At 70.7% G+C, this 26,021-nt stretch carries 26 protein-coding genes, 1 rRNA gene and 1 pseudogene; 13 read left to right on the top strand and 15 right to left on the bottom strand.

Going from position 1 to position 26,021, the window contains the following annotated elements:
• Nucleotides 1-50 precede the first annotated feature (50 nt).
• Both yidD and BM430_RS28515 read right to left on the bottom strand, forming a co-directional pair.
• Nucleotides 51-368, bottom strand: coding sequence for a membrane protein insertion efficiency factor YidD (gene yidD, locus BM430_RS28520; protein ID WP_093570611.1), 318 nt, complete (start codon nucleotides 366-368; stop codon nucleotides 51-53).
• On the bottom strand, nucleotides 365-823 hold the full coding sequence (locus BM430_RS28515) for an iron-sulfur cluster assembly scaffold protein (RefSeq protein WP_093570610.1): 459 nt from the start codon (nucleotides 821-823) through the stop codon (nucleotides 365-367). The genes yidD and BM430_RS28515 overlap by 4 nt, the downstream gene beginning before the upstream one ends.
• 283 nt (nucleotides 824-1,106) lie before the next feature.
• Between BM430_RS28515 and folE the strand changes: the two genes are divergently transcribed.
• The 3 genes from folE (at nucleotide 1,107) to BM430_RS28500 (ending at nucleotide 3,823) form a co-directional block, all read left to right on the top strand.
• A complete protein-coding gene (folE, locus tag BM430_RS28510) occupies nucleotides 1,107-1,766 on the top strand; it encodes a GTP cyclohydrolase I FolE (RefSeq protein ID WP_093570609.1) in 660 nt (219 codons plus the stop codon).
• Nucleotides 1,763-2,185 (top strand): phosphoribosyl-AMP cyclohydrolase, encoded by a 423-nt coding sequence (gene hisI / locus BM430_RS28505; protein ID WP_093570608.1) that lies wholly within the window; start codon nucleotides 1,763-1,765, stop codon nucleotides 2,183-2,185. The genes folE and hisI overlap by 4 nt, the downstream gene beginning before the upstream one ends.
• 114 nt (nucleotides 2,186-2,299) lie before the next feature.
• Nucleotides 2,300-3,823: an acetate--CoA ligase gene (locus tag BM430_RS28500; RefSeq protein WP_177303198.1), complete on the top strand. Its 1,524-nt coding sequence runs from the start codon at nucleotides 2,300-2,302 to the stop codon at nucleotides 3,821-3,823.
• Nucleotides 3,824-4,101: 278 nt separating this feature from the next.
• Here BM430_RS28500 and glgX read toward each other — a convergent pair whose 3' ends face one another.
• From glgX to BM430_RS28470, 6 genes and pseudogenes are all read right to left on the bottom strand, one after another.
• Nucleotides 4,102-6,198, bottom strand: coding sequence for a glycogen debranching protein GlgX (glgX, locus tag BM430_RS28495; RefSeq protein WP_093570607.1), 2,097 nt, complete (start codon nucleotides 6,196-6,198; stop codon nucleotides 4,102-4,104).
• 143 nt (nucleotides 6,199-6,341) lie between these two features.
• A complete protein-coding gene (gene dusA / locus BM430_RS28490; protein ID WP_093570627.1) occupies nucleotides 6,342-7,373 on the bottom strand; it encodes a tRNA dihydrouridine(20/20a) synthase DusA in 1,032 nt (343 codons plus the stop codon).
• A gap of 165 nt (nucleotides 7,374-7,538) precedes the next feature.
• Nucleotides 7,539-8,606, bottom strand: a complete 1,068-nt coding sequence (locus tag BM430_RS28485) for a Hint domain-containing protein (RefSeq protein ID WP_093570606.1) — start codon at nucleotides 8,604-8,606, stop codon at nucleotides 7,539-7,541.
• A gap of 99 nt (nucleotides 8,607-8,705) precedes the next feature.
• Nucleotides 8,706-9,019, bottom strand: a pseudogene (locus BM430_RS28480) (tRNA-dihydrouridine synthase); the annotation flags it as partial.
• Between the two features lie 141 nt (nucleotides 9,020-9,160).
• Complete coding sequence (locus tag BM430_RS28475) at nucleotides 9,161-11,482, bottom strand: methyl-accepting chemotaxis protein (protein ID WP_093570605.1); 2,322 nt, start codon at nucleotides 11,480-11,482, stop codon at nucleotides 9,161-9,163.
• 207 nt (nucleotides 11,483-11,689) lie between these two features.
• The gene (locus BM430_RS28470; RefSeq protein WP_093570604.1) at nucleotides 11,690-12,337 is read right to left on the bottom strand and encodes an urease accessory protein UreE; all 648 of its coding nucleotides are present in this window, start codon (nucleotides 12,335-12,337) and stop codon (nucleotides 11,690-11,692) included.
• A gap of 256 nt (nucleotides 12,338-12,593) precedes the next feature.
• On the opposite strand from BM430_RS28470, the gene BM430_RS28465 reads away from it, so the two are divergent.
• The 3 genes from BM430_RS28465 (at nucleotide 12,594) to BM430_RS28455 (ending at nucleotide 14,516) form a co-directional block, all read left to right on the top strand.
• Nucleotides 12,594-12,863, top strand: coding sequence for a hypothetical protein (locus BM430_RS28465; RefSeq protein WP_048453159.1), 270 nt, complete (start codon nucleotides 12,594-12,596; stop codon nucleotides 12,861-12,863).
• Nucleotides 12,864-13,021: 158 nt separating this feature from the next.
• Nucleotides 13,022-13,747, top strand: a complete 726-nt coding sequence (locus tag BM430_RS28460; RefSeq protein ID WP_093570603.1) for a J domain-containing protein — start codon at nucleotides 13,022-13,024, stop codon at nucleotides 13,745-13,747.
• Between the two features lie 13 nt (nucleotides 13,748-13,760).
• Nucleotides 13,761-14,516, top strand: coding sequence for an N-acetylmuramoyl-L-alanine amidase (locus tag BM430_RS28455; protein ID WP_093570602.1), 756 nt, complete (start codon nucleotides 13,761-13,763; stop codon nucleotides 14,514-14,516).
• 7 nt (nucleotides 14,517-14,523) lie between these two features.
• On the opposite strand, the gene BM430_RS28450 is transcribed toward BM430_RS28455, so the two are convergent.
• Both BM430_RS28450 and BM430_RS28445 read right to left on the bottom strand, forming a co-directional pair.
• Nucleotides 14,524-15,048: a CoA-binding protein gene (locus BM430_RS28450; protein WP_093570601.1), complete on the bottom strand. Its 525-nt coding sequence runs from the start codon at nucleotides 15,046-15,048 to the stop codon at nucleotides 14,524-14,526.
• On the bottom strand, nucleotides 15,045-15,827 hold the full coding sequence (locus BM430_RS28445) for an enoyl-CoA hydratase (protein WP_093570600.1): 783 nt from the start codon (nucleotides 15,825-15,827) through the stop codon (nucleotides 15,045-15,047). The genes BM430_RS28450 and BM430_RS28445 overlap by 4 nt, the downstream gene beginning before the upstream one ends.
• A gap of 96 nt (nucleotides 15,828-15,923) precedes the next feature.
• Between BM430_RS28445 and BM430_RS28440 the strand changes: the two genes are divergently transcribed.
• The 3 genes from BM430_RS28440 (at nucleotide 15,924) to rpsI (ending at nucleotide 17,509) form a co-directional block, all read left to right on the top strand.
• A complete protein-coding gene (locus BM430_RS28440) occupies nucleotides 15,924-16,352 on the top strand; it encodes a PaaI family thioesterase (protein ID WP_093570599.1) in 429 nt (142 codons plus the stop codon).
• A 202-nt stretch (nucleotides 16,353-16,554) separates the two neighbouring features.
• Entirely contained in the window at nucleotides 16,555-17,016 is a 462-nt protein-coding gene (gene rplM, locus BM430_RS28435; protein ID WP_093570598.1) for a 50S ribosomal protein L13, read from the top strand.
• Between the two features lies 1 nt (nucleotide 17,017).
• The gene (gene rpsI / locus BM430_RS28430) at nucleotides 17,018-17,509 is read left to right on the top strand and encodes a 30S ribosomal protein S9 (protein WP_093570597.1); all 492 of its coding nucleotides are present in this window, start codon (nucleotides 17,018-17,020) and stop codon (nucleotides 17,507-17,509) included.
• A gap of 100 nt (nucleotides 17,510-17,609) precedes the next feature.
• On the opposite strand, the gene BM430_RS28425 is transcribed toward rpsI, so the two are convergent.
• On the bottom strand, nucleotides 17,610-18,116 hold the full coding sequence (locus tag BM430_RS28425) for a DUF2380 domain-containing protein (protein WP_093570596.1): 507 nt from the start codon (nucleotides 18,114-18,116) through the stop codon (nucleotides 17,610-17,612).
• Nucleotides 18,117-18,269: 153 nt separating this feature from the next.
• Between BM430_RS28425 and BM430_RS28420 the strand changes: the two genes are divergently transcribed.
• Nucleotides 18,270-19,286, top strand: coding sequence for an AraC family transcriptional regulator (locus tag BM430_RS28420; protein ID WP_093570595.1), 1,017 nt, complete (start codon nucleotides 18,270-18,272; stop codon nucleotides 19,284-19,286).
• Between the two features lie 75 nt (nucleotides 19,287-19,361).
• On the opposite strand, the gene BM430_RS28415 is transcribed toward BM430_RS28420, so the two are convergent.
• Nucleotides 19,362-19,889 (bottom strand): DUF5872 domain-containing protein, encoded by a 528-nt coding sequence (locus tag BM430_RS28415; RefSeq protein WP_093570594.1) that lies wholly within the window; start codon nucleotides 19,887-19,889, stop codon nucleotides 19,362-19,364.
• Between the two features lie 237 nt (nucleotides 19,890-20,126).
• Between BM430_RS28415 and argC the strand changes: the two genes are divergently transcribed.
• Nucleotides 20,127-21,068, top strand: coding sequence for an N-acetyl-gamma-glutamyl-phosphate reductase (argC, locus tag BM430_RS28410; RefSeq protein WP_093570593.1), 942 nt, complete (start codon nucleotides 20,127-20,129; stop codon nucleotides 21,066-21,068).
• Between the two features lie 251 nt (nucleotides 21,069-21,319).
• On the opposite strand, the gene BM430_RS28405 is transcribed toward argC, so the two are convergent.
• The 3 genes from BM430_RS28405 to BM430_RS28395 form a co-directional block, all read right to left on the bottom strand.
• Nucleotides 21,320-22,024, bottom strand: a complete 705-nt coding sequence (locus tag BM430_RS28405; protein WP_093570592.1) for a glutathione S-transferase N-terminal domain-containing protein — start codon at nucleotides 22,022-22,024, stop codon at nucleotides 21,320-21,322.
• 63 nt (nucleotides 22,025-22,087) lie between these two features.
• Nucleotides 22,088-22,987, bottom strand: a complete 900-nt coding sequence (locus BM430_RS28400) for an NAD(P)-dependent oxidoreductase (protein WP_093570591.1) — start codon at nucleotides 22,985-22,987, stop codon at nucleotides 22,088-22,090.
• Nucleotides 22,988-23,013: 26 nt separating this feature from the next.
• Nucleotides 23,014-24,099 carry an isocitrate/isopropylmalate dehydrogenase family protein gene (locus BM430_RS28395; RefSeq protein WP_093570590.1) on the bottom strand — a complete coding sequence of 362 codons (1,086 nt, stop codon included), beginning with the start codon at nucleotides 24,097-24,099 and terminating at the stop codon, nucleotides 23,014-23,016.
• Nucleotides 24,100-24,227: 128 nt separating this feature from the next.
• Here BM430_RS28395 and BM430_RS28390 point away from each other — a divergent pair, with 128 nt between their 5' ends.
• Nucleotides 24,228-25,376, top strand: a complete 1,149-nt coding sequence (locus BM430_RS28390) for an epoxide hydrolase family protein (protein WP_093570589.1) — start codon at nucleotides 24,228-24,230, stop codon at nucleotides 25,374-25,376.
• A gap of 478 nt (nucleotides 25,377-25,854) precedes the next feature.
• Nucleotides 25,855-26,021: ribosomal RNA gene (locus BM430_RS28385) — 16S ribosomal RNA — on the top strand; the annotation flags it as partial.

The raw sequence follows: 26,021 nt of genomic DNA, 5'->3' as shown, positions 1-26,021 counted from the left end.
CTATACCAGCGATGCCGGGACATGTCAGGCACGGTCCCGCGCCTTCGCGCTCAGCCCTCGACGCTCTCGCAGAGCGGCGGCGGGGCGTTGACCCCGCGCCAGCGGCCATAGGCCCAGGGGCGGTGCCAGGCGGCACCGGCGGGGGGGGCCTCGGGGACGAGGTCGATGCCGTGGGTGCCGAACGGGCCGCAGCGGCAGATCCGGGCGAGTCCCATCCAGCCGCCGGCCCAGAGGCCGTGGCGCTGGATCGCCTCGTCGGTATAGGCCGAGCAGGACGGCCAGTGCCGGCACTGGCGCCCGACGAGGCCGGACAGGCTCAGCTGGTAGCCGCGGATGGCGAGATGCGCCGCGCGGCGGGCCGGGTTCACGCCGGCACCGCTTCTGTCTTGACGGTTGTCTTGGCAGCGACCTGATCGAGGGCGTCGACCACCGCGTCGAAAGTGAGCAGCGTCGAGGCGTGGCGCGCCTTGAAGTCCCGCACCGGCGCCAGCACCGCGAAATCGGCGAATTTCCCCTCCGGCGCCGGGCCGTTCTCCTTCAGCATCCGCCGCACCGTCTCGCGCAAACCGCGCAGCTCCTCGGCGCTGGCGCCGACCACGTGGCGGGCCATCAGCGAGGAGGCGGCCTGGCCGAGCGCGCAGGCCTTCACGTCGTGGGCGAAGTCGGTGACCGTGTCGCCCTCGGTGACGAGGTCGACCGTCACGGTCGAGCCGCACAGCTTCGAGTGCTTGGACGCGCTCGCCGCCGGCGCCGGCAACCGGCCGAGGCGGGGGATGTCCGCCGCGAGGGCGAGGATGCGGGCGTTGTAGATGTCGTCGAGCATGGCATTCGTACTTTGGACGAGAGGGGCCGCGGGACGGACGAATCGGGCTTGACCGGACGGGTCTGACTTTGGCTTGACGGAAGGATGAGCTTGAGAACGCGGTGACCTGCTGCGCGCCCGGCGCATTGCGTGCACCGGGCGGATTCCCGATATAGGCACGGTTGCCCGGCAGCGCGAGGCGCGGCCGGATCGGGGCGCATCTCGAGTCCCGGCATGGCTCGCTCCCAGGGGCGGCCCTGAACTTGGCGGCCTTGATGTTGACGGCCCTGATCTTGGAGGCGTGATGGATGCGGTGCTGAAGTCCTTGTCGGTCCGGGCCCCGGAGGCGGCCGACAAGCGCAGCGACGCCCCCCGGCCGGAGCGCGTCACCGAGCGCCCGACCCGCCAGGAGGCCGAGGCCGCCGTGCGCACCCTGCTGCGCTGGGCCGGCGACGACCCGGAGCGCGAGGGCCTGCTCGAGACGCCGCAGCGCGTGGTCAAGGCCTACGAGCAGATCTTCGGCGGCTACCGCCAGGACGCGGACGCCATCCTCGACCGGGTGTTCGAGGAGGTCGAGGGCTACAACGACATCGTCCTGGTGCGCGACATCGCCTTCCACTCCCATTGCGAGCACCACATGGTGCCGTTCATGGGAAAAGCCCACATCGCCTATTACCCGCGGCGCGGCGTCGTCGGCCTGTCGAAGCTCGCCCGCGTGGTCGACGCCTTCGCCCGCCGGCTCCAGACCCAGGAGACGATGACGGCCCAGATCGCCGAGACGATCGATTCGGTGCTGCATCCCCGCGGCGTCGCCGTGATGGTGGAGGCCGAGCACCTGTGCATGGCGATGCGCGGCGTGCAGAAATCCGGCGTCTCGACCATCACCACCCAGTTCACCGGCGTGTTCAAGCAGGACCCGACCGAGCAGGTCCGCTTCCTCACCCTGGTCCGCGACCGGCGATGACCCCGCTCCCCACCTTCGACGCCCCCGGCGACAAGCGCGCGCTGGAGGAGGGCGAGACCTTCACCCCGCGCTTCGGCCCGGACGGACTGATCACCGCGCTCGCGGTCGATGCCGATTCGGGCGCGGTGCTGATGCTCGCCCACATGAACGCCGAGTCGCTCGCCCGCACGCTGGCCACCGGCGAGGTCTGGTACTGGTCGCGCTCCAGGTCCGAGCTCTGGCACAAGGGCGCCACCAGCGGGCAGATCCAGACCCTCGTCGAGATGCGGGTCGATTGCGACCAGGACGCCCTGCTCCTGCGGGTGCGCGTCGGCGGCGACGGCGGCTGCTGCCATACCGGGCGGCGGGACTGCTTCTATCGCGGGGTCTCGTACGATGCGGGGAGCGGGGCGGTGAGGCTGGTGCCGCCCTCGTCGTAAGACGACCGCGAGACCATCCTGCCTTGCGTGGCAGGGCTGGCCTCAAGCCCCCTGGCCACCTCCCCCGCCCCCGCGCTAGCACAGGCCCCGGACCCCAGGATCCGGAGCCGCCCCTTGCCCGACGACCGCCAGCCGCCGCCCCGCTTCAACGGCGCCCGCTACTGCCTGGAGGCCAATGCCCGGGAGCGGGGCGACAAGCCGGCGCTGATCATGGTCGGCGATCATGGTCGCACCGACGTCATGACCTTCGCGCAAGTCGACCGGGCGGTGCGCGGCGTCGCGGCGGGCCTTCGCGGTCTCGGCCTGCCGGCGGGCGCCCGGGTGATGATCCGCATGGGCAACGACGCGGATTACGTGATCACCTATTTCGCGGCTCTCGCCGCCGGGCTGGTGGCGCAGCCCTCCTCGCCCCAGCTCACCGCCGGCGAGGCGGCGTTCCTGATGCAGGATTCCGGCGCCGCGGTGATCGCGGCCGCCGACGATTGCCCCCTCGATCCGGAAGCCTGCCGCGGCCGGATCGTGCTGCGCCGCGACGACATCGCCCGCCTGCGCGAGGGAGCGCCGCTCGAGGATTACGCCGACACCGCCGCCGACGATCCGGCGACGCTGGTCTACACCTCCGGCACCACCAGCCGGCCGAAGGGCGTGCTGCACGCCCACCGCGCCGTCTGGGGCCGGCGGCCGATGCACGATTTCTGGCTCGGCCTGCGCGAGGACGACGTGGTGCTGCATGCCGGCACCATGAACTGGACCTACACGCTCGGGGTCGGCATCCAGGATCCCTGGGCGCGGGGCGCCACCACGGTGCTCTATAACGGCCGGCGCGATCCCGCCCTGTGGCCGGCGCTCATCGCCCGCCACCGCGCCACCCTGTTCGCGGCGGTGCCGAGCCTCTACCGGCAGATCCTCAAATACGCCGACCTCTCCGCCCACGACCTGTCGTCCCTGCGCCACGGCATCACGGCGGGCGAGGCGCTCTCGCCCCAGCTCCTCGCCGAGTGGCGGGCGGCCACCGGCACGCCGCTCTACGAGGCGCTCGGGATGAGCGAGATCTCGACCTACATCTCGACGAGCCCCCTCGTGCCGATCAAGCCGGGCTCGCCGGGCAAGCCGCAGCCGGGGCGGCGCGTCGCGATCCTCCCCGTCGAGGGCGCGCCGGAGCCGCTGCCGGCGGGCGCGGTCGGGCTGCTGGCGATCCACCGCTCCGACCCGGCCCTGATGCTCGGCTACTGGAACCGCCCCGAGGAGGAGGCGGCGGTGATGCGGGGCGACTGGTTCACCGGCGGCGACCTCGCTTCGTTGGATGCCGACGGCTACGTCTGGTTCGAGGGCCGCAACGACGACATCATGAACGCCTTCGGCTACCGGGTGTCGCCGAACGAGGTCGAGAGCGTGCTGATCGCGCATCCCGACGTGCAGGAGGTCGCGGTGACCGAGCTCTCCGTGCGCGACGACGTGCGGGTGATCGCCGCCTTCGTGGTGCCGAAGGCCGGCGCCGAACCGCAGCGGGACGCGCTGCTGGCTTGGTGCGGCGAGCGGCTCGCCGCCTACAAGTGCCCGCGCGAGGTCGTCTTCCTGGAGGCGCTGCCGCGGACCCCGAACGGCAAGGTGCAGCGCAAGCGGCTGGCGGCGGGGTAAGAGTATGAATGGCGAGGTCCCACCGCCGACATGCCGTCCAGACCTCGCTCCCTCCTCGCATCTGTCACGCTCCGCGTCATCCCGGGGCTCGCCGCAGGCGAGAACCCGGGATCCATAACCGCTGACGTTGGCGGACGAAGCGGATCGCGCACCGCTCTCTCCTGAACCGTCGGCGGTTATGGATCCCGGGTTCCGCTGTCGCGGCCCCGGGATGACATGGAGGGTGCTGCGACCGTCGTGGCTGGGCAACGAAGCCGGCGCAGGTGAGCCAATCGGGATCAGGTCCCCCGACGCCCCGCATTCCGCGCCAGCACCAGCAACGCCCGCTCCGGCAGCCGCACCACCCCCCCGGCCTTGACGCTCTCCCGCCCGCCCGGCCGGCCATCCGGCACCGTGGTGTCGAAGAGCGGCACCCACGGCCCGCCGATCACCGGGGCGAGCCGGAAGTCCAGTGGCCCCTCCCCCGCATTGGCGAGGATCAGGAGGCGGCGCCCATCCGGGGCGTCGTTGCCGATCTGCATGCCGAAGGCCCGGCGCTCGCCGTCGCCCCAGGCGCCGTCATCCATCTCGGCGCCGCAGGGCGAGAGCCAGTGCACGTCCCTCAGGCCCCCCGACGCCACGGTCTCGCCGGTGAGGAACTTTCGCCGCCGCAGGGCCCGGTGGTCGCGGCGCAGCCCCAGCAGGTTGCGCACGAAGGCGGTCAGGCCCGGATCGCCGTGATCGGTCTCCCAGTCGACCCAGGAGGTGGCATTGTCCTGGCAATATGCGTTGTTGTTGCCACCTTGCGTGCGCGAGCGCTCGTCGCCCATCAGCAGCATCGGCACGCCTTGGGCCAGCAGGATCGTGGCGAGCAGGTTGCGCTTCTGGCGCGCCCGCACCGACAAGATGGCCGGGTCGTCGGTCGGCCCCTCGACGCCGTAGTTGCGCGAGACGTTGTGGCCGTGGCCGTCGCGGTTGCCCTCGCCATTGGCCTCGTTGTGCTTCTCCTCGTAGGCGACGACGTCGGCCAGCGTGTAGCCGTCATGCGAGGCGATGAAGTTGATGCTGGCCGACGGACCGCGGCCGGAGGCGGAAAAAATTTCCTTCGAGCCGGTCAAGCCTTGCGTCAGTTTCGGCAGCTGGCCGGCATCGCCGCGCCAGAAGCCGCGGGCCGCGTCGCGGAACTGGTCGTTCCAGTCGCTCCAGCCGACGGGGAAGCCGCCGAGCTGGTAGCCGCCCATGCCGATGTCCCACGGCTCGGCGATGAGCTTGACCCGCGACAGGAGCGGGTCCTGCGCCATCGCCTGGAGCACCGCGGCGCGGGGGGTGAAGTCGTGGGGGGCGCGGGCGAGGCTCGAGGCGAGGTCGAAGCGGAACCCGTCGATCCGGTAGGTCTCGACCCAGTGGCGCAGGGAATCGAGCACCATCTGCATCACCCGCGGCACCGCCACGTCGAGGGTGTTGCCGCAGCCGGTGCAGTCGATGTCGCGGCGCGGATCCTCGGGGTTCAGCTTGTAGTAGCTGGCATTGTCGATGCCGCGGAACGACAGGCTCGGGCCGGTATGGTCGGCCTCGCAGGTGTGGTTGTAGACGACGTCGATCAGCACCTCGATGCCGGCGGCGTGGAGCTGGCGGATCGCACTTTTCAGTCCCGCCGTCCCCGCCGGCCCGAGATAGCGCGGTTCGGGGGAGAAGTAGTTGAGCGGCGAGTAGCCCCAGAAATTGGTCAGGTCCTTCTCGACCAGGAAGCGGTCGTCGACGAAGGCCTGGATCGGCAGCAACTCGATCGCCGTGACGCCGAGGCGCACGAGGTGATCGACGATCGCCGGGTGGCCGAGCGCCGCGTAGGAGCCGCGCCAGGGCAGCGGCACGTCCGGATGCGTCTGGGTCAGGGCCCGGACATGGGCCTCGTAGATCACGCTGTCGACGAGGGGATGGCGCAGGGGCGGATCGTCGTGGACCGGCGCCTCGGGGGCGGTGACGACGCCCTTCGGCATCATCGGGGCGCTGTCGCGCCGGTCGAGCACGTCCTCGCGGTGGCTGCCGCGGCGATAGGGGTAGAGCGCGTCGTGCCACCGCACGCGGCCGTGCAGTTCGCGGGCGTAGGGGTCGATCAGGAGCTTGTGCGGGTTGAAGCGGTGGCCGCGCGCCGGCTCCCAGGGGCCGTGCACCCGGTAGCCGTAGAGCTGCCCCGGCAGCACGCCCGAGAGGTAGCCGTGCCAGACGTCGTCGGTGCGGCGCGGCAGGCGGACCACGTCGGTCTGGACCCGGCCGGTCGGGTCGAACAGGCACAGGTCCACCGCCGTGGCATGGGCGGAGAACAGCGCGAAATTGACCCCGCGCCCGTCGAAATGGGCGCCGAGCGGGCCCGCGGCGCCGTCGTCGAGTGCGATCATCCGGTCCGTCCACCCCTCGGGCGCGCCTGTTCGCCAGCGAACATGCCCGCGGAGCGCCCGGCTGCCAAGCTGAGGCGCGACAGCGATCCCCGGCGAAGTCTTTTGAGACGTCGCCGGGGATCGCTGTCGCCGGAGTGCCGTCCTCAGGCGGCGGCGCTCGCCGGCTCCCGGGAGACGAACGCCACGGCGTCCCGCAGGGTGTGCAGGCCGGCATCAGGCCGCGTGCCGGCGACCGAGAGGTGGCGGCGATAGGGCCGCGCGCCCGGGCGGCCGTTGAACAGGCCGAGCATGTGCCGGGTCATGGCGTGCAGGCGCACGCCCTCCTGGAGCCGCGCCGCGATGTAGGGCGCGTAGGCCTCGACCGCCGCGAACGGATCGGCGACCGGCGCGGGTTCGCCGAACAGCTCGGGATCGACCCCGAGCAGCAGGGCCGGCTCCGCATAGGCGGCGCGGCCGAGCATCACCCCGTCGAGACCGACCCCGTCCCGCGGCTCCAGCTCGGCCTTCGCGGCGGCCAGGTCCTGCAAGCCGCCGTTGAGGGCGACCGGCAGATCGGGATTCGCGCGCTTGAGGCGGTGGACCCGGCCGTAATCGAGGGGCGGGATATCCCGGTTCTCCTTCGGCGACAGGCCCTTGAGCCAGGCCTTGCGGGCATGCACGATCAGGGCGTCGACGCCCGCCGCCCGCACCGCGGCGGTCAGCGCGTCGAGCGCCGCCTCCGGGTCCTGGTCGTCGACGCCGATGCGGCACTTCACCGTCACCGGCACCGAGACCGCCGCCTTCATGGCGGCGACGCAGTCACCGACGAGGGCCGGCTCGCGCATCAGGCAGGCGCCGAAGCGCCCGTCCTGCACCCGGTCGGAGGGGCAGCCGACATTGAGGTTCACCTCGCGGTAGCCGAAGTCTTCGGCGATGCGCGCCGCCGCCGCGATGTCGCCCGGATCCGACCCGCCGAGCTGGATCGCCACCGGGTGCTCGGCCGCGTCGAAGCCGATCAGCCGCTCCCGCGGCCCGTGCAGCACCGCCCCGGTCGTCACCATCTCGGTGTAGAGGAGCGCCCGGGCCGAGAGGGTGCGGTGGAACGCCCGGCAGTGGCGATCCGTCCAGTCCATCATCGGGGCCACGGAGAACCGCCAGGCGCTGCCGTCGCCGGCGCCATTGATCGTGTCAGCCATCATGGCGAGCGTTATGCCGCATCGCCCGCCGTCGTTCCAGGCGACGAGCCGCCGCTCGGTCGCGCCGCCTGGCGAGACGGCTCTTCGTTTCTACCACAGAGCTCCCGACCACCGTCGTCGCTCGCCGTGGCGACGTCAGCACGATGGCAGGTCTATGATGTGCACTTAGACGGCGAGCCAGGAGCAGCGCTTGGCCTCGTCCCAGGCACACTGTGCGGTGAGCGTATCGGCAAACCAAGCCGACAGGCGCGCCCGCTCGGCTTCAACCAACGGTCCTTCAGTCACGACGGGACGGCAGCGACCGTTGCGCCCGGTCGGCACGAAATCGGGATTTTCGAGGAGATTGTCGCTCTCGGCCTCGAACCAGGCGCGAGATCCCAGATCGATATAGCTCTCCACCGGCAGGCCCTCGGTGACGAGAATGTCATGCTCGTCTAGCTCCACGTGCCAGTAAGTGATGCATTCGACAGGCAGCCGCTCGATCGAGGTTCCGTTGATGAGGCACATCGCGGGTACGAGCGCGCCACCTTCGCCGCGTTCGTCATGGCTGATTAGAATCGGATGGCCGGGCGACAGTCGAACGTCGATTCGCGGGAGGTCTGGGCCGAAGGCGCCCTTGAGGATACGCACCGGCCAAGCATTAAAGGGTAGGTTGCCTTCGGAAGTCTTCAGGTGCCTGCAGCCAGTCCAGACGATCCTGCGGCGGCGTCCAGATAGTGTAATCGCCACATCCCCGGTGCGCAATTTTTCGACCGCGATATCACCTCGGATCGTGCGGACGAGTGACCCTTCGACAAGGCAGAGCGCCGGAAGGCTGTTGAGATCGAAGGCTTCTCCGCGATTTAACGTAAAATTGACTTGACTAACGCTCCCCCCAAGCCTCACAAATGATGTCGGATTATAGTTTTCATAATATTCAGCAGGTCCGAAAGGTGACCCGGAAGGCGAGCCGAAAACAGACCCCCCCTTCACGGGACCAGCAATACCTGCGATGAAACCTCCACCCCCTGTACCAACATACACTAGAGGGTATTGATTTAGGGTTCCGCGCGGACCCGTTGTTATCAGCGTAAATCTGTCGTTTGGAATATCTCCCAGGATATCCAGGTTATCGAAATTGCTGTCGGCTGTCTCTGAGATCGTGATACCGGCAAGGTTTCCCGCAGGTCCGCTGACGACAGAATTGCCGTCGATCTGGACGCCAGCGAACGGATATGTAAATCTATCGACCATTCGCCGGTTCTCTTGCCTATTGCTTCAAAATTTGTCTGCTCGAATTAAGAAAAACGAGGGCACCCGTCAAGGTAGAAGCCGGCCAGAATGATGTTGGATCTCGCCGACGAGGGCCGGCTCGCGTATCAGGCAGGCGCCGAAGCGCCCGTCCTCCACCCGGCCGAAGGGGCCGCCGACATCGAGGTTCACCTCGCGGTGGCCGAACTCCTCGGCGGTGCACCCGCCGCGAGGCCGCCCGGATCCGACCCGCCGAGCTGAATCACCACCGGGTGCTCCGCCGCGTCGAAGCCGATCAGTCGCTCCCGCGGCCCGTGCAGCACCGAGCCGATCATCACGATCTCGGTGTACAGCAGGGCGCAGGTCGAGAGGGTGCGGCGGAATGCCCGGCAGCGGCGTTCGGTCCAGTCGATCATCGGGGCCACGGAGAATCACCACGCGCTGAATTGGCGGGCTTTATTCGCTGTGGCAATCGCCCAGCCTGCCCTTCGTGCGGGAGAGTACAAGCCTGTAGAATCTGTTTTTGGCCGCTTTGTTGTCCGCAGGACAGCAGCGCCTCACGCCGCCTTCACGCCCCCCAGGAACGCATCGACCTCCCCGCGCAGGCCCGTCGCGGTGCCGGCGAGCGCCTCGGCGGCGGCGAGCACGCGGGCGGCGGCCGCGCCGGCGCCCTCGGCATCGCGGCGCACGTCGCGGATGCCGGTCGAGACCACCTGCGTCCCCTGCGCGGCCTCGCCGACGTTGCGGGCGATCTCCTGGGTCGCCGCGCCCTGCTGCTCCATGGCGGCGGTGATGCCGGTCGCGATCTCGGACATCTCACCGATCACCCCGCCGATCGCGCTCAGGGCCGCCACGGCCTCGCGGGTCGCGCCCTGGATGCGGGCGATCTGGTCGCCGATCTCCTCGGTGGCCTTCGCGGTCTGGCCGGCGAGCTGCTTGACTTCCGCCGCCACCACCGCGAAGCCGCGCCCCGCCTCGCCGGCCCGCGCCGCCTCGATCGTGGCGTTGAGCGCCAGCAGGTTGGTCTGCCCGGCGATGCCCTGGATCAGAACCACGACCTCGCCTATGCGCTCGGCGCCGGCGGCGAGCGCCGCGATGACCGCGTCGGTCTCCCGGGCGCGCCCGACGGCGTTCGTCGCGATGCCCGCCGAGTGCGCGACCTGCCGGGCGATCTCGCGGATCGAGATCGCCATCTCCTCCGTCGCGGCGGCGACCGTCTCGACATTGGCCGAGGTGCGCTCGGCGGCGTCCGCGACCTCGGCCGAGCGGGCGTTGGTGCGCGCCGCCGCCGCCGACATCGAGGTCGCCGTGTCCTGCATCGTGTCCGCGGCCTGCGACAGGCCCCGGGTCGAGGAGGCCATCGTGTCCTCGAAGCCCGCGGTCAGCGTGCCGAGGCGGGCCGCCCGCTCGGCCTCCGTCCGGGCGGCCTCGGCGGCGTCCGCGTCGCTCCGCGCCTTGGCGACGAGGGCGTCCCGGAACACGCCGACCGCCCGCGCCATGGCGCCGATCTCGTCGCGCCGCTCCCGGGCCGGGACCGCGGCGGAGAGGTCGCCGGCGGCGAGCGCCCGCATCGCGGCGCCGAGCTGCCCGATCGGCCGCACGATGCCGCGGGCGAGCCACAAAGCCGCCGCGATGCCGAGGGAGGCGGCGAGCGCGACGCCGACGAGGAGCAGGATCTCGGCGGCGCGCCGCTCGGCCCCGATCCGGGCGAGCTCGCCGTCGCCGGCCTGGCGGGCGGCGGCGACGAGGCTGGTGAGGTGCCCGTCGCGCTCGCCCAGGATCGCGGCCTGCGCGCCGTTCGCCTGGACGATCCCCGGCACCTGGCCCTTGATGTCCCGCACCTTGGCGATCAGGTCCTCGATCGACCGGCGCGCAGATGGGTCGGTCTCGACGCGGAGGATCGTCTCGACCGCCTTGGTCAGGGCGTCGGCGCTGGCGACGACCGCCGCGCCCTCGTCCCGGGCCGAGAACAGGGCGATCTCGGCGATCTGGAGCGACTTCGCGGCGTCGAGCGCCTCGGCGCTGGCGCTCAGCAGGGCGGCCGCCTGCTCGACCCGGTCCTGCTCCGCCCGCAGGCGGGCCTGAACGGCGGCGCCGGCATCGCTCTGGACCTGCTCGACCTCGCGCAGGGCCGCCATGATGGCGGTGAAGGATTTTGCGATCGTCTCCGCCCGCCCGGCCTCTTCCGGGCCTAAATCGACCGCGTCGAAGTAGTCGTCGAGGGCGTCGACGGCCGCCTTGGCCGGAACCCGCATCGCGTCCTGCCCGGCGAGGCGCTTGAGGATCGCCGACAGGAGGCGGTAGCGCTCGGCGACCGCCGCCCGGTCGCCGCCGGGCGCCTGCTCGCCGTTGCGCATCTCCAGGGCGCCGCGGACCGCCGAGCCGGTGAGCGAGCCGGCGGTGGCGGCTTCCTTGAGCGCCTCGACGCTCTCCTGGAGCGCCTGGCTCGCCGCCGCCAGGCGGGCCTTCTGCGCCGCGCCGATCCGGCCGGCCGCGCCCTGCAGGTCCTCGATCAGGCGCAGGTGCTCGGCCTGGACCCGCGCCTTGCGCTCCTGCTCGGCGGCGTAGGCCGTGCGGGTGCGCGCGAAGGCGTCGGTGCCGCGGGCCATCGCCTCCGCGCCCGGGACGGCAACGATGCCGGCGTGGACCCGCGCGAGGCCGTCCGTCACCGCTCCCTCCCCCCGGCCGGTCGCGTCGTGCAGCGAGCGTTCGGCGGCGAGCGCGAGGTCGCCGACGCGCCCCGCGAGCACCTGCGCCGCGTTCGCGGTGTCCACGCGCTGGGCGAAGCCCGAGAGGCTGACCCAGCCCGAGGCGGCGACGCCGGCGGTCAGCGCCAGCATCACCGAGAAGCCGCAGAGGAGGCGCGCCTTGATCGTCATCGGACCGTGAACCCGGGTCTTCCTGTCACCGGGACCGGAAGTTATGACACCGGGCTTAAGTACGGCTTAAGGCTTCGCGGCGGACTTGATTTCGCACTGCACAAATACTTCAGGTCGCAGGCCGTCGAGACGGGACGAAGGGCAACTGGCCCCGTCCCGTCGGAGAGCGACCGGAAGGCCGATCCGCGCGGGGCGCGCGGTCCGCGTTCAGTGGCCGTGCTTGCAGTTCGGGCCGTGGACATGCCCGTGATCGTGGTGCTGGTGGTCGTGCCCATGGTCGTGGCCGTGATCGGCATGATCGTGATGCCCGTGGTCATGGGCATGGTCATGATGGCCGTGGGCGTGATGGTCGTGGCTATGGGCGTGGGGCTCGTGCCCGTGGTCGTGCCCGTGATGGTGGTCGTGCCCGCAGGTGCTGTGGTCGTGGGCCGCCGCCTCCTTCTCGGGGCGGAACGGGCGCTGGAGCGCGGTCGCGGTACAGCCCTGGCCGCGGATCAGCTCCGCCACCACCGGGTCGTCGAGGACGTAGAGCGCGTCGGCGGTCACCTCGGCCTGGACGTGGTTGCTGCCGAGCTGCCAGGCGAGGCGGGTGAGCCGGAGCGGGTTCTCGGCCGTGACCGCGAGCAGGGCCTGGGGGGCCGCGAGGATGCGCACCAGGCGGCCGTCCTCCAGGCGCACCGCGTCGCCGTCCTCCAGCACCGTCGCCCGGTCGAGGTCGAGCCGGAGGCCGAGGCCGCCCTTCGTGGTCAGCTCGGCGCTGCGGCGAGAGCGGGCGGCGTGGTCGAGGGCGACCTCGTCGGCGACGGCGTCGGGGCGCACGGCGGCTTTGCGGACGATGGTGGTGGCGCGCTGCATCGGGTCCTCGCGGGCGTATCGGGCCTGAAAATCGGTCCGGCCCCCTGTAGAGCATTTGGCCGGTTCGCGGCAGGTCCCGGAACCTGTGGCTTTCGCGTCGCACCCCGGGGATTCGTCACCGGTCCGGCACCGGTTCCGGGAACTCCCTGGCGGCCAAGCTCATTTGGCGTTCAGCCGGGTTACGGCTAAGCTCGGGGCCAGGGTGCGGGGTCGACGACCCGGTTCCGGACCGCGATATGCACGAGGGGAGAACTCCATGAAGAAGCTCATCGCCGCCACGCTCGCCGGCGCCATGGCGCTGTCGCTCGGCGCCTGCAACACCCCCGGCGACCGCGCCGCCGGCGGCGCCGCCCTCGGCGGCCTGACCGGCGCGGCGATCGGCGCGGCGGCCACCGGCCGGGCCGGCGGTGCTCTCGCGGGCGGCCTGATCGGCGCGGCCGGCGGCGCCGTGGTCGGCGCGGCCACCGCACCCCAGTGCCCCTACGGCACCTACCGCGATCCCTACGGCAACGTGTACTGCCGCTGATCGGCCTTGCGTGAGCGCATCCGGCGGTGTCGCCGGGTGCGCTACCACATTCCGCAGACGGCCCGGGGGCGCTACAACGGCGCCATGACGTCCTTGCTTCCCCGAAACCGCCCCCTCGCAGCCCCCCTCCCCTGCCCGACCGGGACCGGGAGGCGCGCGTGAGCCAGGGCGTCTGGGGCAAGCTCGGCGGGGCGGGCATCGGGCTCGCCGCCGGCGGTCCGCTCGGCGCGCTGATCGGCGCGGTGGCGGGCCATTTCCTCCTCGACCGCGAGGGCTCGCTGTTCGGGCCGACCCCGCGGGAGGTGGTGTTCACCACCGGGCTCGTCGCGCTCGCCGCCAAGATGGCGAAGTCGGACGGTGTGGTGACGCCCTCCGAGGTCGCGGCCTTCGCCGACATCGTGCAGGTCCCCGAGTACGAGCGCGCCGGGATCGAGCGCCTGTTCGACCTCGCCAAGCGCACTACCAGCGGCTTCGAGGGCTACGCCCGCCAGGTCGCCGACACTTTTCACGATGACCCGGCCCTGCTCGAGGACGTGCTCGACGGCCTGTTCCACATCGCCAAGGCGGACGGCGCGGTCCACGAGAGCGAGGCGCGCTACCTCTCCGAGGTGGCGGCGATCTTCGGCTTCGACGAGGCGCGCTTCGCCGCCGTCACCGCCCGGCACCTGCGGCTCGCCGACGATCCCTACGAGGTGCTGGGCGCCGCCCGCACCCTCACCGATGCCGAGCTGAAGGCGCGCTACCGGGCGCTCGTCTCCGAGAACCATCCCGACCGGGCGATCGCCCGCGGCCTGCCGCCGGCCGCGATCGCCATCGCGACGCGGCGGCTCGCCGCCATCAACGCCGCCTACGACCGCATCGCCGCCGAGCGGCACCTGAGCTGAAGAGCCTCCCTCCATGAGCCTCGCCCCCGACAGCCCGGTCGCCACCCAGGTGGTGCCCTCCCCCAACCACGACGAGCGGACCCTGCCGGTCGACGCCCTGATCCTGCACTATACCGGCATGGCGAGCGCCTCGGAGGCGCTGCTGCGGCTGTGCAACCCGCTCTCGAAGGTCTCGGCGCATTACCTCGTCTTCGAGGAGGGCCGGGTGGTGCAGATGGTGCCGGAGGCGCGGCGCGCCTGGCAGGCCGGCGTGTCGGCCTGGGAGGGGGTGCGGGACATGAACTCGCGCTCGATCGGCATCGAGATCGCGCATCCGGGCCACGCCGCGGACGGGACCATCGCGCCCTATCCGGCGGCGCAGATGGCATCGGTGACGGCGCTCTGCCGCGACCTCCTGGGGCGCTGGCCGATCCGCGCCGACCGGGTGCTCGGCCATTCCGACATCGCGCCCGAGCGCAAGATCGACCCGGGCGAGAGCTTTCCCTGGGAGCGGCTCCACCGCGACGGGATCGGCCACTGGGTGCCGCCGGCCCCGATCCGCGACGGGCGCTTCTTCTCCGAGGGCGATGCCGGCCAGCCGATCGAGGCGCTGCAATCGATGTTCGCGCTCTACGGCTACGACGTGCCGGTGAGCGGCACCTTCGACGCCCGGACGAAGGACGTGGTCACGGCGTTCCAGCGCCACTTCCGTCCCGCCCGGGTCGACGGGGTGGCCGATGCCTCGACCATCACCACCCTGCGCGACCTGCTGGCGGCGAAGCCCGCATAGGGCGGCCTCACCTCTCCTCGATCGTCAGCTTCTGGAATCCCTTGGCGGCGAGCTTCGGCCGCTTGGCGCTGAGGATGCGGGAATTCACCCCCGTCCAGCCGATCTCGCCCGAGAGGCGGCCGTACTCGATCTTCGGGCAGCGATTCATCACCACGGTCACGCCCCGCGCCTCGGCCCGGGCCGCGCCCGCGTCGTTGCGCACGCCGAGCTGCATCCAGATCACCTGGGGCAGCGGGTCGAGGGCGAGCGCCTCGTCGACGAGCGGGCCGGCGGCCTCGGAATTCCGGAAGATCTCGACCATGTCGACCGGCTGGGTCAGGTCGGCGAGGCGCGCCACCACCGGCCGGCCCAGGATCTCGCCCCCGGCGAGGCCCGGATTGACCGGGATCACCTGGTAGCCGCGCTCCAGCAGGTACTTGGTGACGATCCAGCTCGGCCGGGCCGGGTTGGCGGAAGCGCCGACCAGCGCGATGCTGCGCACCTGCCGCAGGATTTTTCTCAAGGCCTCGTCGTCGTAGCGATCGTGGTTCATCGGGCCGCCCTCTTGTCGAGGAAGGCCGCGATGCCGTCCTCCGCCGCGCGGGCGAGCATGTTCTCGGTCATCACCCGGCCGGCATGGGCGTAGGCCTCCGCCAGCGGCATCTCCAGCTGCTCGTAGAAGGCGCGCTTGCCCACCCGCACCGTGTAGGCGCTGCGGGCCGCGATGCCGGCGGCGAGCGCTCGCGCGGCGTCGAGGGCCGTACCGGCCGGCACCACCCGGTTGACGAGGCCGAGCGCCCTCGCCTCCTCCGCTTCCGCCATCTCGGCGGTGAGCAACATCGCCATCGCGGCCTTGCGCGACAGGTTGCGCGACAGGGCCACCATCGGGGTCGAGCAGAACAGGCCGATCTGCACGCCGGGCGTCGCGAACCGCGCCTCCTCGCCGGCCACCGCGAGATCGCAGGAGGCGACGAGCTGGCAGCCGGCGGCCGTCGCGATGCCCTCGACGGCGGCGATCACCGGCTGCGGCAGGGCGGGGATCGCCATCATCACCGACGAGCAGAGATCGAACAGGTCCTTGAACCGGGCAGCACCCCGGTCTCCTTCCGCCCGGTAGGCGGTCATCTCCTTGAGGTCGTGGCCGGCGCAGAAGGCGGGTCCTTCCGCGGCCAGCACCACCGCGCGCACGCTCTCGTCCGCGGCGAGCCGGTCGAACTCGTCCGACAAGGCACTCAGCATCGCGTGCGACAGGGCGTTGCGCGCCCGCGGCCGGTTGAGGGTCAGGGTCGCGACGCCGTCGCGGTCGTCGCGGAGGATCAGGGTCTCGGACATGCGGTCTCGGTTGCGGGCGAAACGGATGGCCTATTGTCCGGTGCGGGAGGCCGTGCTGCAAGATCGTGCATGACGCCGAACGGACACGCCCCACGCATGCCTTCTCTGATGATGGACCGCGACGCGGTCGCGGCCTTCCTCGACGAGGTCTTTCCGCAGATCCATCACGGCGGCCCAGGGCCAGTGGTCGAGAGCGTCGGTCCGCTCACCGCCACGATGCGCCTGCCCTACCACGAGCGCCACCTGCGGCCCGGGGGAACCCTGTCGGGCCCCGCCATGATGGGTCTCGCCGACGTGGCGCTCTACGTCGCGATCCTGGCCCAGATCGGCCCGGTGGCGCTCGCCGTCACCACCAACCTGTCGTTCAACTTCATGCGCAAGCCGGCGCAAGCCGACCTCCTGGCAGAGGCCCGCCTGCTCAAGCTCGGGCGCTCGCTCGCCGTCGGCGAGGTGCTGATTCGCAGTGCCGGGGGTGACGATCTCGTCTGTCACGCCACCGGCACCTACGCGCTGCCGCCGCGCTAGATCCGGCCAGAGTTTAGCGGTATCATGATACCGCTATGCGGAAGCCGCTCGAAAATATCGGCTTTTTGCCTCCTCGGAATTTCCGTGTCGCTTGACGCCGGCGCGATCCTCGATTACTGAGCCGGCCATCGCCGCCGCGCGCTCGTTCCCGACCGCGGCGGCGTCCTGTTTTTTCGTCCAAGACTTCCGGGATCTATCCGCGATGAAGACCTTTTCGCTGAAGCCCGCCGACGTCGACAAGAAGTGGGTGATCATCGACGCGGAGGGCCTGGTGGTCGGCCGCCTGGCGTCGGTCATCGCGATGCGTCTGCGGGGCAAGCACAAGCCCCAGTACACGCCCCACGTCGATTGCGGCGATAACGTCATCGTCATCAATGCGGAGAAGGTGAAGTTCACCGGCCGCAAATATAACCAGAAGGTGTACTACCACCACACTGGTTACCCGGGCGGCATCAAGGAGCGCTCGGCCAAGTTCATCCTCGAGGGCCGCTTCCCCGAGCGCGTCGTCGAGAAGGCCGTGGAGCGCATGCTGCCGCGCGGCCCGCTGTTCCGGCAGATCCTGGGCAACCTCCGGGTCTACAAGGGCAACGAGCACCCCCACACCGCCCAGCAGCCGGAGACGCTCGACGTCGCCGCTCTCAACCGCAAGAACGTGAGCGCGTAAGATGGCGACCCTTCAGTCCCTCGCCGACCTCGGCCAGGCCAGCAAGGCCCAGAACTCGTCGCAGGGCGAGAACGAGGCCCCGGTCCATGTCCAGAAGCTGGACTCCCTCGGCCGAGCCTACGCCACCGGCAAGCGCAAGGACGCGATCGCCCGCGTCTGGATCAAGCCCGGCGCCGGCAAGATCACGGTGAACGACCGCCCGGTCGACACCTACTTCGCCCGCCCGGTGCTGCGCATGATCCTGCAGCAGCCGCTCCAGATCGTGGACCGCGTCGACCAGTACGACATCGTCGTCACGGTCGCCGGCGGCGGCCTCTCCGGCCAGGCCGGTGCGGTGCGCCACGGCCTGTCCAAGGCCCTGACCTACTTCGAGCCCGAGCTGCGCAGCCCGCTGAAGCGCGAAGGCTTCCTGACCCGCGACCCCCGCGTGGTCGAGCGCAAGAAGTACGGCCGCAAGAAGGCCCGCCGCAGCTTCCAGTTCTCGAAGCGCTGAGGCGACCATTCGGTCATTACAAAATGGAAGGGGCGGGTCTGCGAGGGCCCGCCCTTTTTCTTTCACCGTTCGGACCTCTCGGCTGCTCCGACAAGGACGGTCAGTCGCTGCGGGGCCGGCCGGCATCCCGGATCTGCGAGACCAGGAACGCTTCGGCGCGCTGCCACGCCTCGTCCGTGTCGCCGCGGAAGTTGAGATCGCGCGAGAAGACCTCCTGGCCGGTCCGGGCATCCGCGAGCCGTGCCCAGATCTGCAGGATCAGGGTGCTGCTCTTGTGCACGACGCCGATGAAGACCAGCTCGGCGCCCTGCCGGCGCGCCGCGTCCAGGAGGCAGGCCGCCTCGCCTGCCGGACAATCCTGCTGCAGATCCTCGGCCGAGAGGATCGTCGCCCGATACAGGCTCGCGCGGGTCAGGTCCCCCGCCAGGTCGTGAGCCGGGCGCTCCAGCCGGCGGTCGTGCTGGCCGGTCTGGTCACCCGGTTCGCCCGAGGTGTCGAGCAGCTTGATCGGCAGTACCGCGAGTGGCGGCGGCGCCCCGGCGGCGTGTGCGTCGAGGATGGCGGTTGCGGCGAAGAGGAAGCCGAGCGCAGCGTGTCTCACGAGCATTGGCGATCTCCGTCCCTGCTGTGACGGGGCGTCGGGACGCCTGCTTAGCCGGGCGGCCGCCTCCCCCTTTGGGCCCAAGGCTTACGCCGTGCGGGCGGCCGGCGCTTGCCATTCGGTGCCAAACGGGAAACCCTGGCGCCGGGGGAGGCTCCGATGTCGGCATACGGCCTGACCCGGGCGCGGACCGTGGGGACGATCGCCCGGGCCGTCTCGGAGGCCGGGGGCTCGCCCGCGCGCCTGTTCGGGCGGACCGGGCTGCCGCTGACGCTCCTCGAGACGCCCGACCGCCTGATCCTGCTGCGCGACCAGCTCGCGCTCGTCGAGGCCGCCGTTCGGGAGGTCGGCGATCCGGCCCTGCCCGCCCGCCTGTCGATGCAGGCCGGAATCGCCGGGCTCGGACCGATCGGCGCGCAGGTGCGGTCAGCCGGGACGCTGGACGTGGCCCTGCGCCGGGTGGAGACCGTCACGCCGCTCCTGCTGCAGACCGCAACCTGGACAGGTGTCAGGCAGCAAGGCGAGGAGGCCTTCTACGGCTATCACGTGACCGAGCGGATCGAGAGCGGGCGCCAGACCAACGAGATCCTGGCGCTCGGCTACCTGCTCGGCACAGCCCGCCATTTCCTCGGGCCGGCCTGGCGGCCGGAACGGGCGATGGTGACGGGGGCGAGCCTGCCGGGCCGGGCCGAGATCGAGGCGCGCCTCGGTTGCGAGGTCTCGTTCGGGCCGCGGGCAGGCTTGGTTTTCCCCGCCCGCCATCTCAACGCGGGGAACCCGGACCGCCTCGATCCGACAGACCGGGACCCGGCGGAGGCCGTGCCGATCGGCGGCGACCTCGCGGCCTGCGTCGTCCATCTCATCGAACTCGGCCTCGACGAGGCCCGTCCTTCCATCGACGACATCGCCCGCCGGCTCGGCCTCTCGCGCCGGACCCTGCAACGCCGGCTGGACGAGGCCGGCACCGGGTTCGCGGATCTCCGGCGCGGCGCGATGCTGCGGCGCGCCGAGGCGTCCCTGTCGGCGGAGTCGTACGCTATCGGCCGGATCGCGCTCGAGCTCGGCTACTCGGACGCCGCGCACTTCTCGCGGGCCTTCCTGGAATGGACCGGCGCGACGCCGAGCCAGTGGCGCCGCAGCCTGCGTGCGAAGACCCGCTCCCGACACGGCGCTTGAACCGGTGTCGGCGGACGACCCGTTTCGGCCGGGAGAGGTCGATCGATGCCCTGTCGAGGCGCCGGAGAGCCTCGATCAGGCGTTCAGCGCCCGCTCCAGCTCGCCCTTCGACATCGTCGAGCGGCCCGGGATGTTCTTCTCCCGCGCCTTCCGCATCAGCTCCGCCTTGGTCGGCCCGCCGTCCCGGCTCCCGGTCTTGCTGTGCGAAGCCTTGCGCGCCGCGGCCGCCTTTTTCGCCACGTCCTTCGGCTGCTTCGAGTGCTGCTTGCCCTTGGCGCTGTCGGCGCGCTTCTTGGCCGTCGAGCGCTTATACTCGTCGTCGGAGAGTTTTTCGCGAGCCTTCTTCGGCAGGTAGCGCTCGCCGGTCTCGCCGCTCTTATTCCCGGACTTGGTGCCCCACTCCTCCTCGGTCCATTGCTTGAGGTGGTTGTCGGACGACTTCTTGCCCTCGTAGCCGCCGCCCTCCTCCTTGTATTCCTGCACCGCCATCTGGGCCTTGCGGGCCGACCACTGGCCGGGCTTGCCGCCCTTCGCGGAGCGGGTGACGTCCTTCTTGACCTTCTCCCAGAGCTTCGGGTCGGTCTTCTTGGCGGTGCCGGCCATGGTAGGCTCCTGCTCTCGTCTGCTGTCGATCTGGCAGCACAACCGGGGCGCGCGGCCCGGGTTCCTCTGGGGCGCAGTCCTGTTGTGGACGGCCCATGCGACACGAGACCGTCGCACACGCCGTGGCACGCTCACGGCCCGCGGACCGTCATTGGCGATTGACTCGACGGTCCACCGCCCTCAACAACGCGCGCGTCGCCCGGCATCGTCCGGTCCGCGCCACGGAGCCTCTCGCCCATGACCCGCAAGCACAGCCCGAGCGTCTTCATCGACGGCGAGGCCGGCACGACCGGTCTCGGCATCCGCGAGCGCCTGGACGCCTTCACCGACATCACCGTCCGGTCGATCCCGCACGAGAGCCGCAAGGACCCGGAGGCGAAGCGCAAGCTCCTGTCCGAGGTCGACCTCGTCATCCTCTGCCTGCCCGACGAGGCCTCGCGCGAGACGGCGGCGCTCGCCGATTCGCTGCCCGGCGGCGGCCCGCGGCTTCTCGATGCCAGCACCGCCTACCGGGTCGATCCGGCCTGGACCTACGGCTTCGCCGAACTGGCGCCGGAGCAGGAGGCCGCCATCCGGGCCTCGCGCCGCGTCTCGAATCCCGGCTGCTACCCGACCGGCGGCATCGCGCTCCTGCGCCCGCTGATCGATGCCGGCCTGATCCCGGCCGACTTCCCGATCAGCATCAACGCAGTGTCCGGCTATAGCGGCGGCGGCCGCAAGATGATCGAATCTTACGAGGCCGGCGAGGCCCCGGCCTTCCAGCTCTACGGCCTCGGCTTCGGCCACAAGCACCTGCCCGAGACGCAGAAGTACAGCGGCCTGACCCGCCGCCCGATCTTCGTGCCGTCGGTGGGCAACTTCCGTCAGGGCATGCTGGTATCGATCCCGCTCCATCTCGACCTGCTACCCGGGAAGCCTAGTCCGGGCGACCTCGAGGCCGCCCTCGTCGCCCGCTACGAAGGTGCCAAGCTCGTCACGGTCGTGACCGGGGCCGAGGAGGGCGCGCATCGCGAGCGCATCGAGCCCGAGGCGCTGAACGACACCGACAGGCTCGAACTGCGCGTGTTCGGCTCCGACAGCCACCGCCACGCGGTGCTGGTCGCCCGCCTCGACAATCTCGGCAAGGGCGCGTCGGGTGCCGCGGTGCAGAACCTGCGCCTGATGCTCGATCTGGATTGAGGATCGGGTCGCCGGCGCTCCTGGTAACCTGCCTGGTTCTCCCGACAATCCTGAAACCCTCAGGGTCATCCCGGGGCTCGGCGAAGCCGAGAACCCGGGATCCATAACCGCTGACGCCGAAGAACGAAGCGCATCGCGTTCCGCCTTGTCCTGTACCCTCGGCGGTTATGGATCCCGGGTTCCGCTGTCGCGGCCCCGGGATGACGCGGAGGGTTTGAGAAGCGTCGGGCGCGCCGAACCGGCCCCGGGCCTTACCCCCGCGCCGGAATCTCCAGCCCCCTTTGCACCGCCGGCCGGGCGAGCCCCCGCTCCAGCCAGGCCGGGACGTGCGTGAGCGCATCGTACTCCACCAGCTCCCGCGCCTCGTAGAAGCCGATCAGGTTGCGCACCCAGCCGAGCATCGCGATGTCGGCGATGGTGTAATCCGCGCCCATGATCCAGTCGCGGCCGGTGAGCCGGGTCTCCAGCACCCCGAGGAGCCGCTTCGACTCGTCGCGGTAGCGGTTGAGCGGCCGTTTGTCCTCGATCTCGCGGCCGGCGAACTTGTGGAAGTAGCCGAGCTGGCCGAACATCGGTCCGAGCGCCGCCATCTGGAAGAAGAGCCACTGCGCGGTCTCGTAGCGCCCGGCCGGATCGGCCGGGATCAGCCGCCCGGTCTTCTCGGCGAGATACATCAGGATCGCGCCCGATTCGAACAAAGCGAGCGGCTTGGCCCCCGGCCCGTCCGGATCGAGGATCGCCGGGATCTTGCCGTTGGGGTTGAGCGACAGGAATTCGGGCGTCCAGGTCTCGTTCTTGCCGATGGCGACCGTGTGCGCCTCGTAGGGGAGGCCGAGCTCCTCCAGGGCGATCGACACCTTCACGCCGTTCGGGGTCGGGAAGGAGTAGAGCTGGATCCGGTCCGGATGCCGGGCCGGCCAGCGGGCGGTGATCGGGAAGGCGGAGAGGTCGGGCATCGCGAAAAGCTCCCCTGGGCCTCGTGACGATACCCGCCCTCGCCTGCCGGACAAGGCCGGTCGTTAGTTCTTCGCCGCCAAGTACTTCGCCGCCAAGTGCTTGACGACGAGCGGCAGGTGGTCGTTCCCGTGTCCGGCCTCGACCAGGCCGTCGAGATCGGCCAGCACCCCGTCGGCGACGGCGTGCGCGGCCCCCAGGGTCTCGGCCATCGCCACGTAGTAGCTCAGGTCCTTGCGGGCATTGGCGATCGAGAACCGCATCGGCGAGGAATCGCCTTCGAGCAGGTAGGGCGACAGCCGGTCGAGGGCCGCGCCGTGGCCGCCGCCCTTGCGCAGCACGTCGACCAGCACCTCGGGGGCGATGCCGGCCCGGCCGGCGCTGGCGGCGGCCTCGGCGATCAGCGTGACAGTGCCGAGCGACACGTAATTGTGCAGGAGCTTCAGGGTGTGGCCGGCCCCGGCCTCATGCCCGGCATGGAAGATGTTTTCCGCGAAGGCCGAGAGCAGGGGCTTCATCGCCTCGAACAGGTCGGGCTCGGCCCCGACCAGGAGGTTGAGCCGGCCTTCCGCCGCCTCCTTCGGCGTGCGGGTCATCGGCGCGTCGAGGAAGCGCCCGCCGGCCTCGCGCACGGCCGCGGCGACCCGTGCCGTCGAGGCGGGGACCGCGGTCGAGCAGTCGATCACCACGGTACCCGGCTTCAGGGCGGAGAGGAGCCCGCCCTCCCCGAGAAGCACGTCCTCGACCTGCGGCGTGCCGGTCACGCACAGGATCACCACCTCGCTCGCCCGCGCCAGCGACGCCCGGTCGGCGTGGCGCGTCGCGCCCAAAGCGTCGAGGTCGTCCGTCGGCTGGTTGCCCGGATGGTCGAGGTAGCCCAGCGGCCAGCCCTTGCGCGCCACGTTGAGGGCGATGCCGTGCCCCATCAGCCCGACGCCGACGATGCCCACACTCTGCTTGGTCATGATGTCCGTCTCCAACGATGAAACAATCAGGCGAGCGCGCGGCGCACCGCGTTGGCCACCTCGGTGCAAGTCGCGCGGCCGCCGAGATCCCGCGGCACCGCGCGGCCCTCGGCGAGCACGGTCCCGACCGCCGCCTCGACCCGGTCCGCGGACGCCGCGAGCCCCGCGTCGCCCGTCCGGTCGGAGAGCCAGCGCAGCATCATCACCCCCGACAGGATGGTGGCGACCGGGCTCGCGACGTTCTGCCCGGCGATGTCCGGCGCCGAGCCGTGGGCGCCCTGGAACAGGGCGTGACGATCGCCGATCTCGCCCGAGGGCGAGATGCCCATGCCGCCGACGGTGGCGGCCCCGAGATCCGAGATGATGTCGCCGAACATGTTCTCGGCCACGATCACGTCGTAGAAATCCGGCCGCTTGAGCATGTGCACGGTGATCGCGTCGGCATAGGCGTAGTCGATGGCGATGCCCGGATAGTCGCCGTGCACCTCGTCGCAGATGCGGCGGAAGAAGGCGTAGGACCGCAGGATGTTGGCCTTGTCGCAGACCGTGACCCGGCGCTGCCCGTCCCGCTTCGCGCCGCCGCGCTTTGCCGCGAGGTCGAAGGCGAAGCGCGCCACCCGCTCGGTGCCCTTGCGCGTCACCACGAGGCTGTCCGTGGCGATCTCGTCGCGCAGGACCACCCCGGCGCCGCGGCTGGCATAGAGCCCCTCGGTGTTCTCGCGCACGATGACGTAGTCGATGCCGCCGCCCTCGTAGGCGCGCAACGGCGAGAGCACGCCGGGCAGGAGCTTGATCGGGCGCACGTTAGCATAGAGGTCGAGGCGGAAGCGCAGGCGCAGATGCAGGTCGTTGCCGACCTCCGTTCCGTCCGGGTAGACCACGCCCGGCAGGCCGGCGGCCCCGTGCAGGATCGCGTCGGCGTCGCGGCAGCCCGCGAAGGTGTCCTCCGGCAGGACCTCGCCGCTCTTCCGGTAATGCCCGGCGCCGCCCTCCAGCATCTCGAAGGCGAGGGTCCCGGTGCCGCAGGCCTCCGTCAGCACCGCCATCGCCGCTTGCGTCACCTCGGGGCCGATGCCGTCGCCCTCGATCGTGGCGATGCGATACTGCGCCATTTCCCCGCTCCTCCCCTTGAGATCCGCCGGCAGCGCGGAACCTTTGCGGGGGCGCGTAGCATAGCGCCGCGGGCCGCGACATCCGGTCCGACGCAAGAATGCTGACGTAAGAATGGGAGGAACCGCCGATGACCGGAGAGCCGTTCACCTACCACGTGCCGGACGCCGCGCTCGCCGACCTGCGCGAGCGCCTCGCCCGCACCCGCCTGCCCGATCAGGCGCCGGAGGCGCCCTGGACCTACGGCACGGACGTCACTTACCTCGCCGACCTCGTCGCCTATTGGCGCGACCGGTTCGACTGGCGCGCCGAGGAAGCCGCGCTCAACGTCTTCCCGCAGGCCAGGCAAAAGGTCGGCGACATCGACATGCATTACCTGCACGTGCCAGGGCGGGGGCCGAATCCCCGTCCGCTCCTCCTCTGCCACGGCTGGCCCGGCTCGGTGTTCGAGTTCCTCGACCTGATCCCGCGCCTGACCGACCCGGCCCGCTTCGGTGGCAGGCCGGAGGACGCCTTCACGGTGGTGGCGCCGTCGCTGCCCGGCTACTGCCTGTCCTTCCGCCCCGGCCAGCCGCGCCTCGGCGTCGAGGAGATCGCCGACCATTTTTCGGAGTTGATGACGCGCCTCGGCTACGAGCGCTTCATGACGCAGGGCGGCGACTGGGGCGCCTTCATCACCACGCGGCTCGCCTGGCGCCACCCGCAGCGGGTCGAGGGCCTGCATCTCAACATGCTGCCGGTGCGCCGCGACCTCTCCGGCCGCGACGCCACGCCCGAGGAAGCGGCGCATTACGCGCGCGTCGGCACCTGGCTCAAGGAGGAGACCGGCTATCAGTGGATCCAGGGCACCAAGCCCCAGACCCTGGCCTTCGCGCTGACCGACTCGCCCGCCGGCCTCGCCGCCTGGATCGCGGAAAAGTTCCGGTCCTGGTCCGATTGTGACGGCACGATCGAGACCGCCATTCCTCGCGACCGGATGCTCGCCAACATCTCGCTCTACTGGTTCACCGGCGCGATCGGTTCGTCGTTCCACCCCTATTACTCGCGCATGCACCGGCCCTGGCCGGTCCCGGACGGCGAGACGGTGCAGGTGCCGACCGCCTATGCGGCCTTTCCAAAAGAGATGGTGCGCCCGCCCCGCTCGCTGGCTGAAAGCACGATGTTCTCGGATCTCCGCCGCTGGACCGAGATGCCGCGCGGCGGCCATTTCGCGGCGCTGGAGCAGCCGGACCTCCTCGCCGAAGACGTGCGGGCCTTCGCGGCCTCGCTGCCGCGATAGGATCGTGCCGCCCGGGCTTGAACGCAGGACGTGTAGACCCATCTAGGGTACACGCCGGCTGCAGGGTCAGGGCAGCCCCCCTGCCCTCCCCCGTCGCCTCGCTCGGATCCTTCCGGGTTCGAGCGAGTTGACAGGCGAGCCGGCTACCCTTAAACGACCGCTCACCGACGGGGCGCCGAGACGAACGGCCTGCCCCGCAGGACTTCCCGAGAGAGACTAAAGCAAGGGCCAGGGCAACCCGGCGCTGCTTTCTGTTCTCCAAGGGTACGAGATCTGGCCTTGAGCCCGATCAGCTCTTTGACAAGTTCATACGAGGAAGAGAAGCGTGGACGGCGTCGTCCCTGCGGATCCTGCCTTCGGGTGGGATCGTGAGTAGGATGATGCTGGTCTGACGTTTCGGTGCTCACACGATCAGGCGGAAACGCCGGTCGGTCGTGAGCCTCCGTTTATGTTGTGATCAGCCTGAGATCTAACTCTTCAACTTGAGAGTTTGATCCTGGCTCAGAGCGAACGCTGGCGGCAGGCTTAACACATGCAAGTCGAGCGGGCATCCTTGTGGTGTCAGCGGCAGACGGGTGAGTAACGCGTGGGAACGTGCCCTTCGGTTCGGAATAACTCAGGGAAACTTGAGCTAATACCGGATAC

The sequence above is a fragment of the Methylobacterium sp. 174MFSha1.1 genome, assembly GCF_900116815.1.
Lineage (GTDB): Bacteria > Pseudomonadota > Alphaproteobacteria > Rhizobiales > Beijerinckiaceae > Methylobacterium.
This window is presented reverse-complemented; position numbering and strand designations above follow the sequence as displayed.

Bases quoted from the DNA above. Each gene is read 5' to 3' on its own strand.
- BM430_RS28515 (WP_093570610.1), bottom strand. From the start codon at position 823: ATGCTCGACGACATCTACAACGCCCGCATCCTCGCCCTCGCGGCGGAC.
- folE (WP_093570609.1), top strand. From the start codon at position 1,107: ATGGATGCGGTGCTGAAGTCCTTGTCGGTCCGGGCCCCGGAGGCGGCC.
- hisI (WP_093570608.1), top strand. From the start codon at position 1,763: ATGACCCCGCTCCCCACCTTCGACGCCCCCGGCGACAAGCGCGCGCTG.
- glgX (WP_093570607.1), bottom strand. From the start codon at position 6,198: ATGATCGCACTCGACGACGGCGCCGCGGGCCCGCTCGGCGCCCATTTC.
- dusA (WP_093570627.1), bottom strand. From the start codon at position 7,373: ATGGCTGACACGATCAATGGCGCCGGCGACGGCAGCGCCTGGCGGTTC.
- BM430_RS28485 (WP_093570606.1), bottom strand. From the start codon at position 8,606: ATGGTCGATAGATTTACATATCCGTTCGCTGGCGTCCAGATCGACGGC.
- BM430_RS28475 (WP_093570605.1), bottom strand. From the start codon at position 11,482: ATGACGATCAAGGCGCGCCTCCTCTGCGGCTTCTCGGTGATGCTGGCG.
- BM430_RS28470 (WP_093570604.1), bottom strand. From the start codon at position 12,337: ATGCAGCGCGCCACCACCATCGTCCGCAAAGCCGCCGTGCGCCCCGAC.
- BM430_RS28465 (WP_048453159.1), top strand. From the start codon at position 12,594: ATGAAGAAGCTCATCGCCGCCACGCTCGCCGGCGCCATGGCGCTGTCG.
- BM430_RS28455 (WP_093570602.1), top strand. From the start codon at position 13,761: ATGAGCCTCGCCCCCGACAGCCCGGTCGCCACCCAGGTGGTGCCCTCC.
- BM430_RS28450 (WP_093570601.1), bottom strand. From the start codon at position 15,048: ATGAACCACGATCGCTACGACGACGAGGCCTTGAGAAAAATCCTGCGG.
- BM430_RS28445 (WP_093570600.1), bottom strand. From the start codon at position 15,827: ATGTCCGAGACCCTGATCCTCCGCGACGACCGCGACGGCGTCGCGACC.
- BM430_RS28440 (WP_093570599.1), top strand. From the start codon at position 15,924: ATGCCTTCTCTGATGATGGACCGCGACGCGGTCGCGGCCTTCCTCGAC.
- rplM (WP_093570598.1), top strand. From the start codon at position 16,555: ATGAAGACCTTTTCGCTGAAGCCCGCCGACGTCGACAAGAAGTGGGTG.
- rpsI (WP_093570597.1), top strand. From the start codon at position 17,018: ATGGCGACCCTTCAGTCCCTCGCCGACCTCGGCCAGGCCAGCAAGGCC.
- BM430_RS28425 (WP_093570596.1), bottom strand. From the start codon at position 18,116: ATGCTCGTGAGACACGCTGCGCTCGGCTTCCTCTTCGCCGCAACCGCC.
- BM430_RS28420 (WP_093570595.1), top strand. From the start codon at position 18,270: ATGTCGGCATACGGCCTGACCCGGGCGCGGACCGTGGGGACGATCGCC.
- BM430_RS28415 (WP_093570594.1), bottom strand. From the start codon at position 19,889: ATGGCCGGCACCGCCAAGAAGACCGACCCGAAGCTCTGGGAGAAGGTC.
- argC (WP_093570593.1), top strand. From the start codon at position 20,127: ATGACCCGCAAGCACAGCCCGAGCGTCTTCATCGACGGCGAGGCCGGC.
- BM430_RS28405 (WP_093570592.1), bottom strand. From the start codon at position 22,024: ATGCCCGACCTCTCCGCCTTCCCGATCACCGCCCGCTGGCCGGCCCGG.
- BM430_RS28400 (WP_093570591.1), bottom strand. From the start codon at position 22,987: ATGACCAAGCAGAGTGTGGGCATCGTCGGCGTCGGGCTGATGGGGCAC.
- BM430_RS28395 (WP_093570590.1), bottom strand. From the start codon at position 24,099: ATGGCGCAGTATCGCATCGCCACGATCGAGGGCGACGGCATCGGCCCC.
- BM430_RS28390 (WP_093570589.1), top strand. From the start codon at position 24,228: ATGACCGGAGAGCCGTTCACCTACCACGTGCCGGACGCCGCGCTCGCC.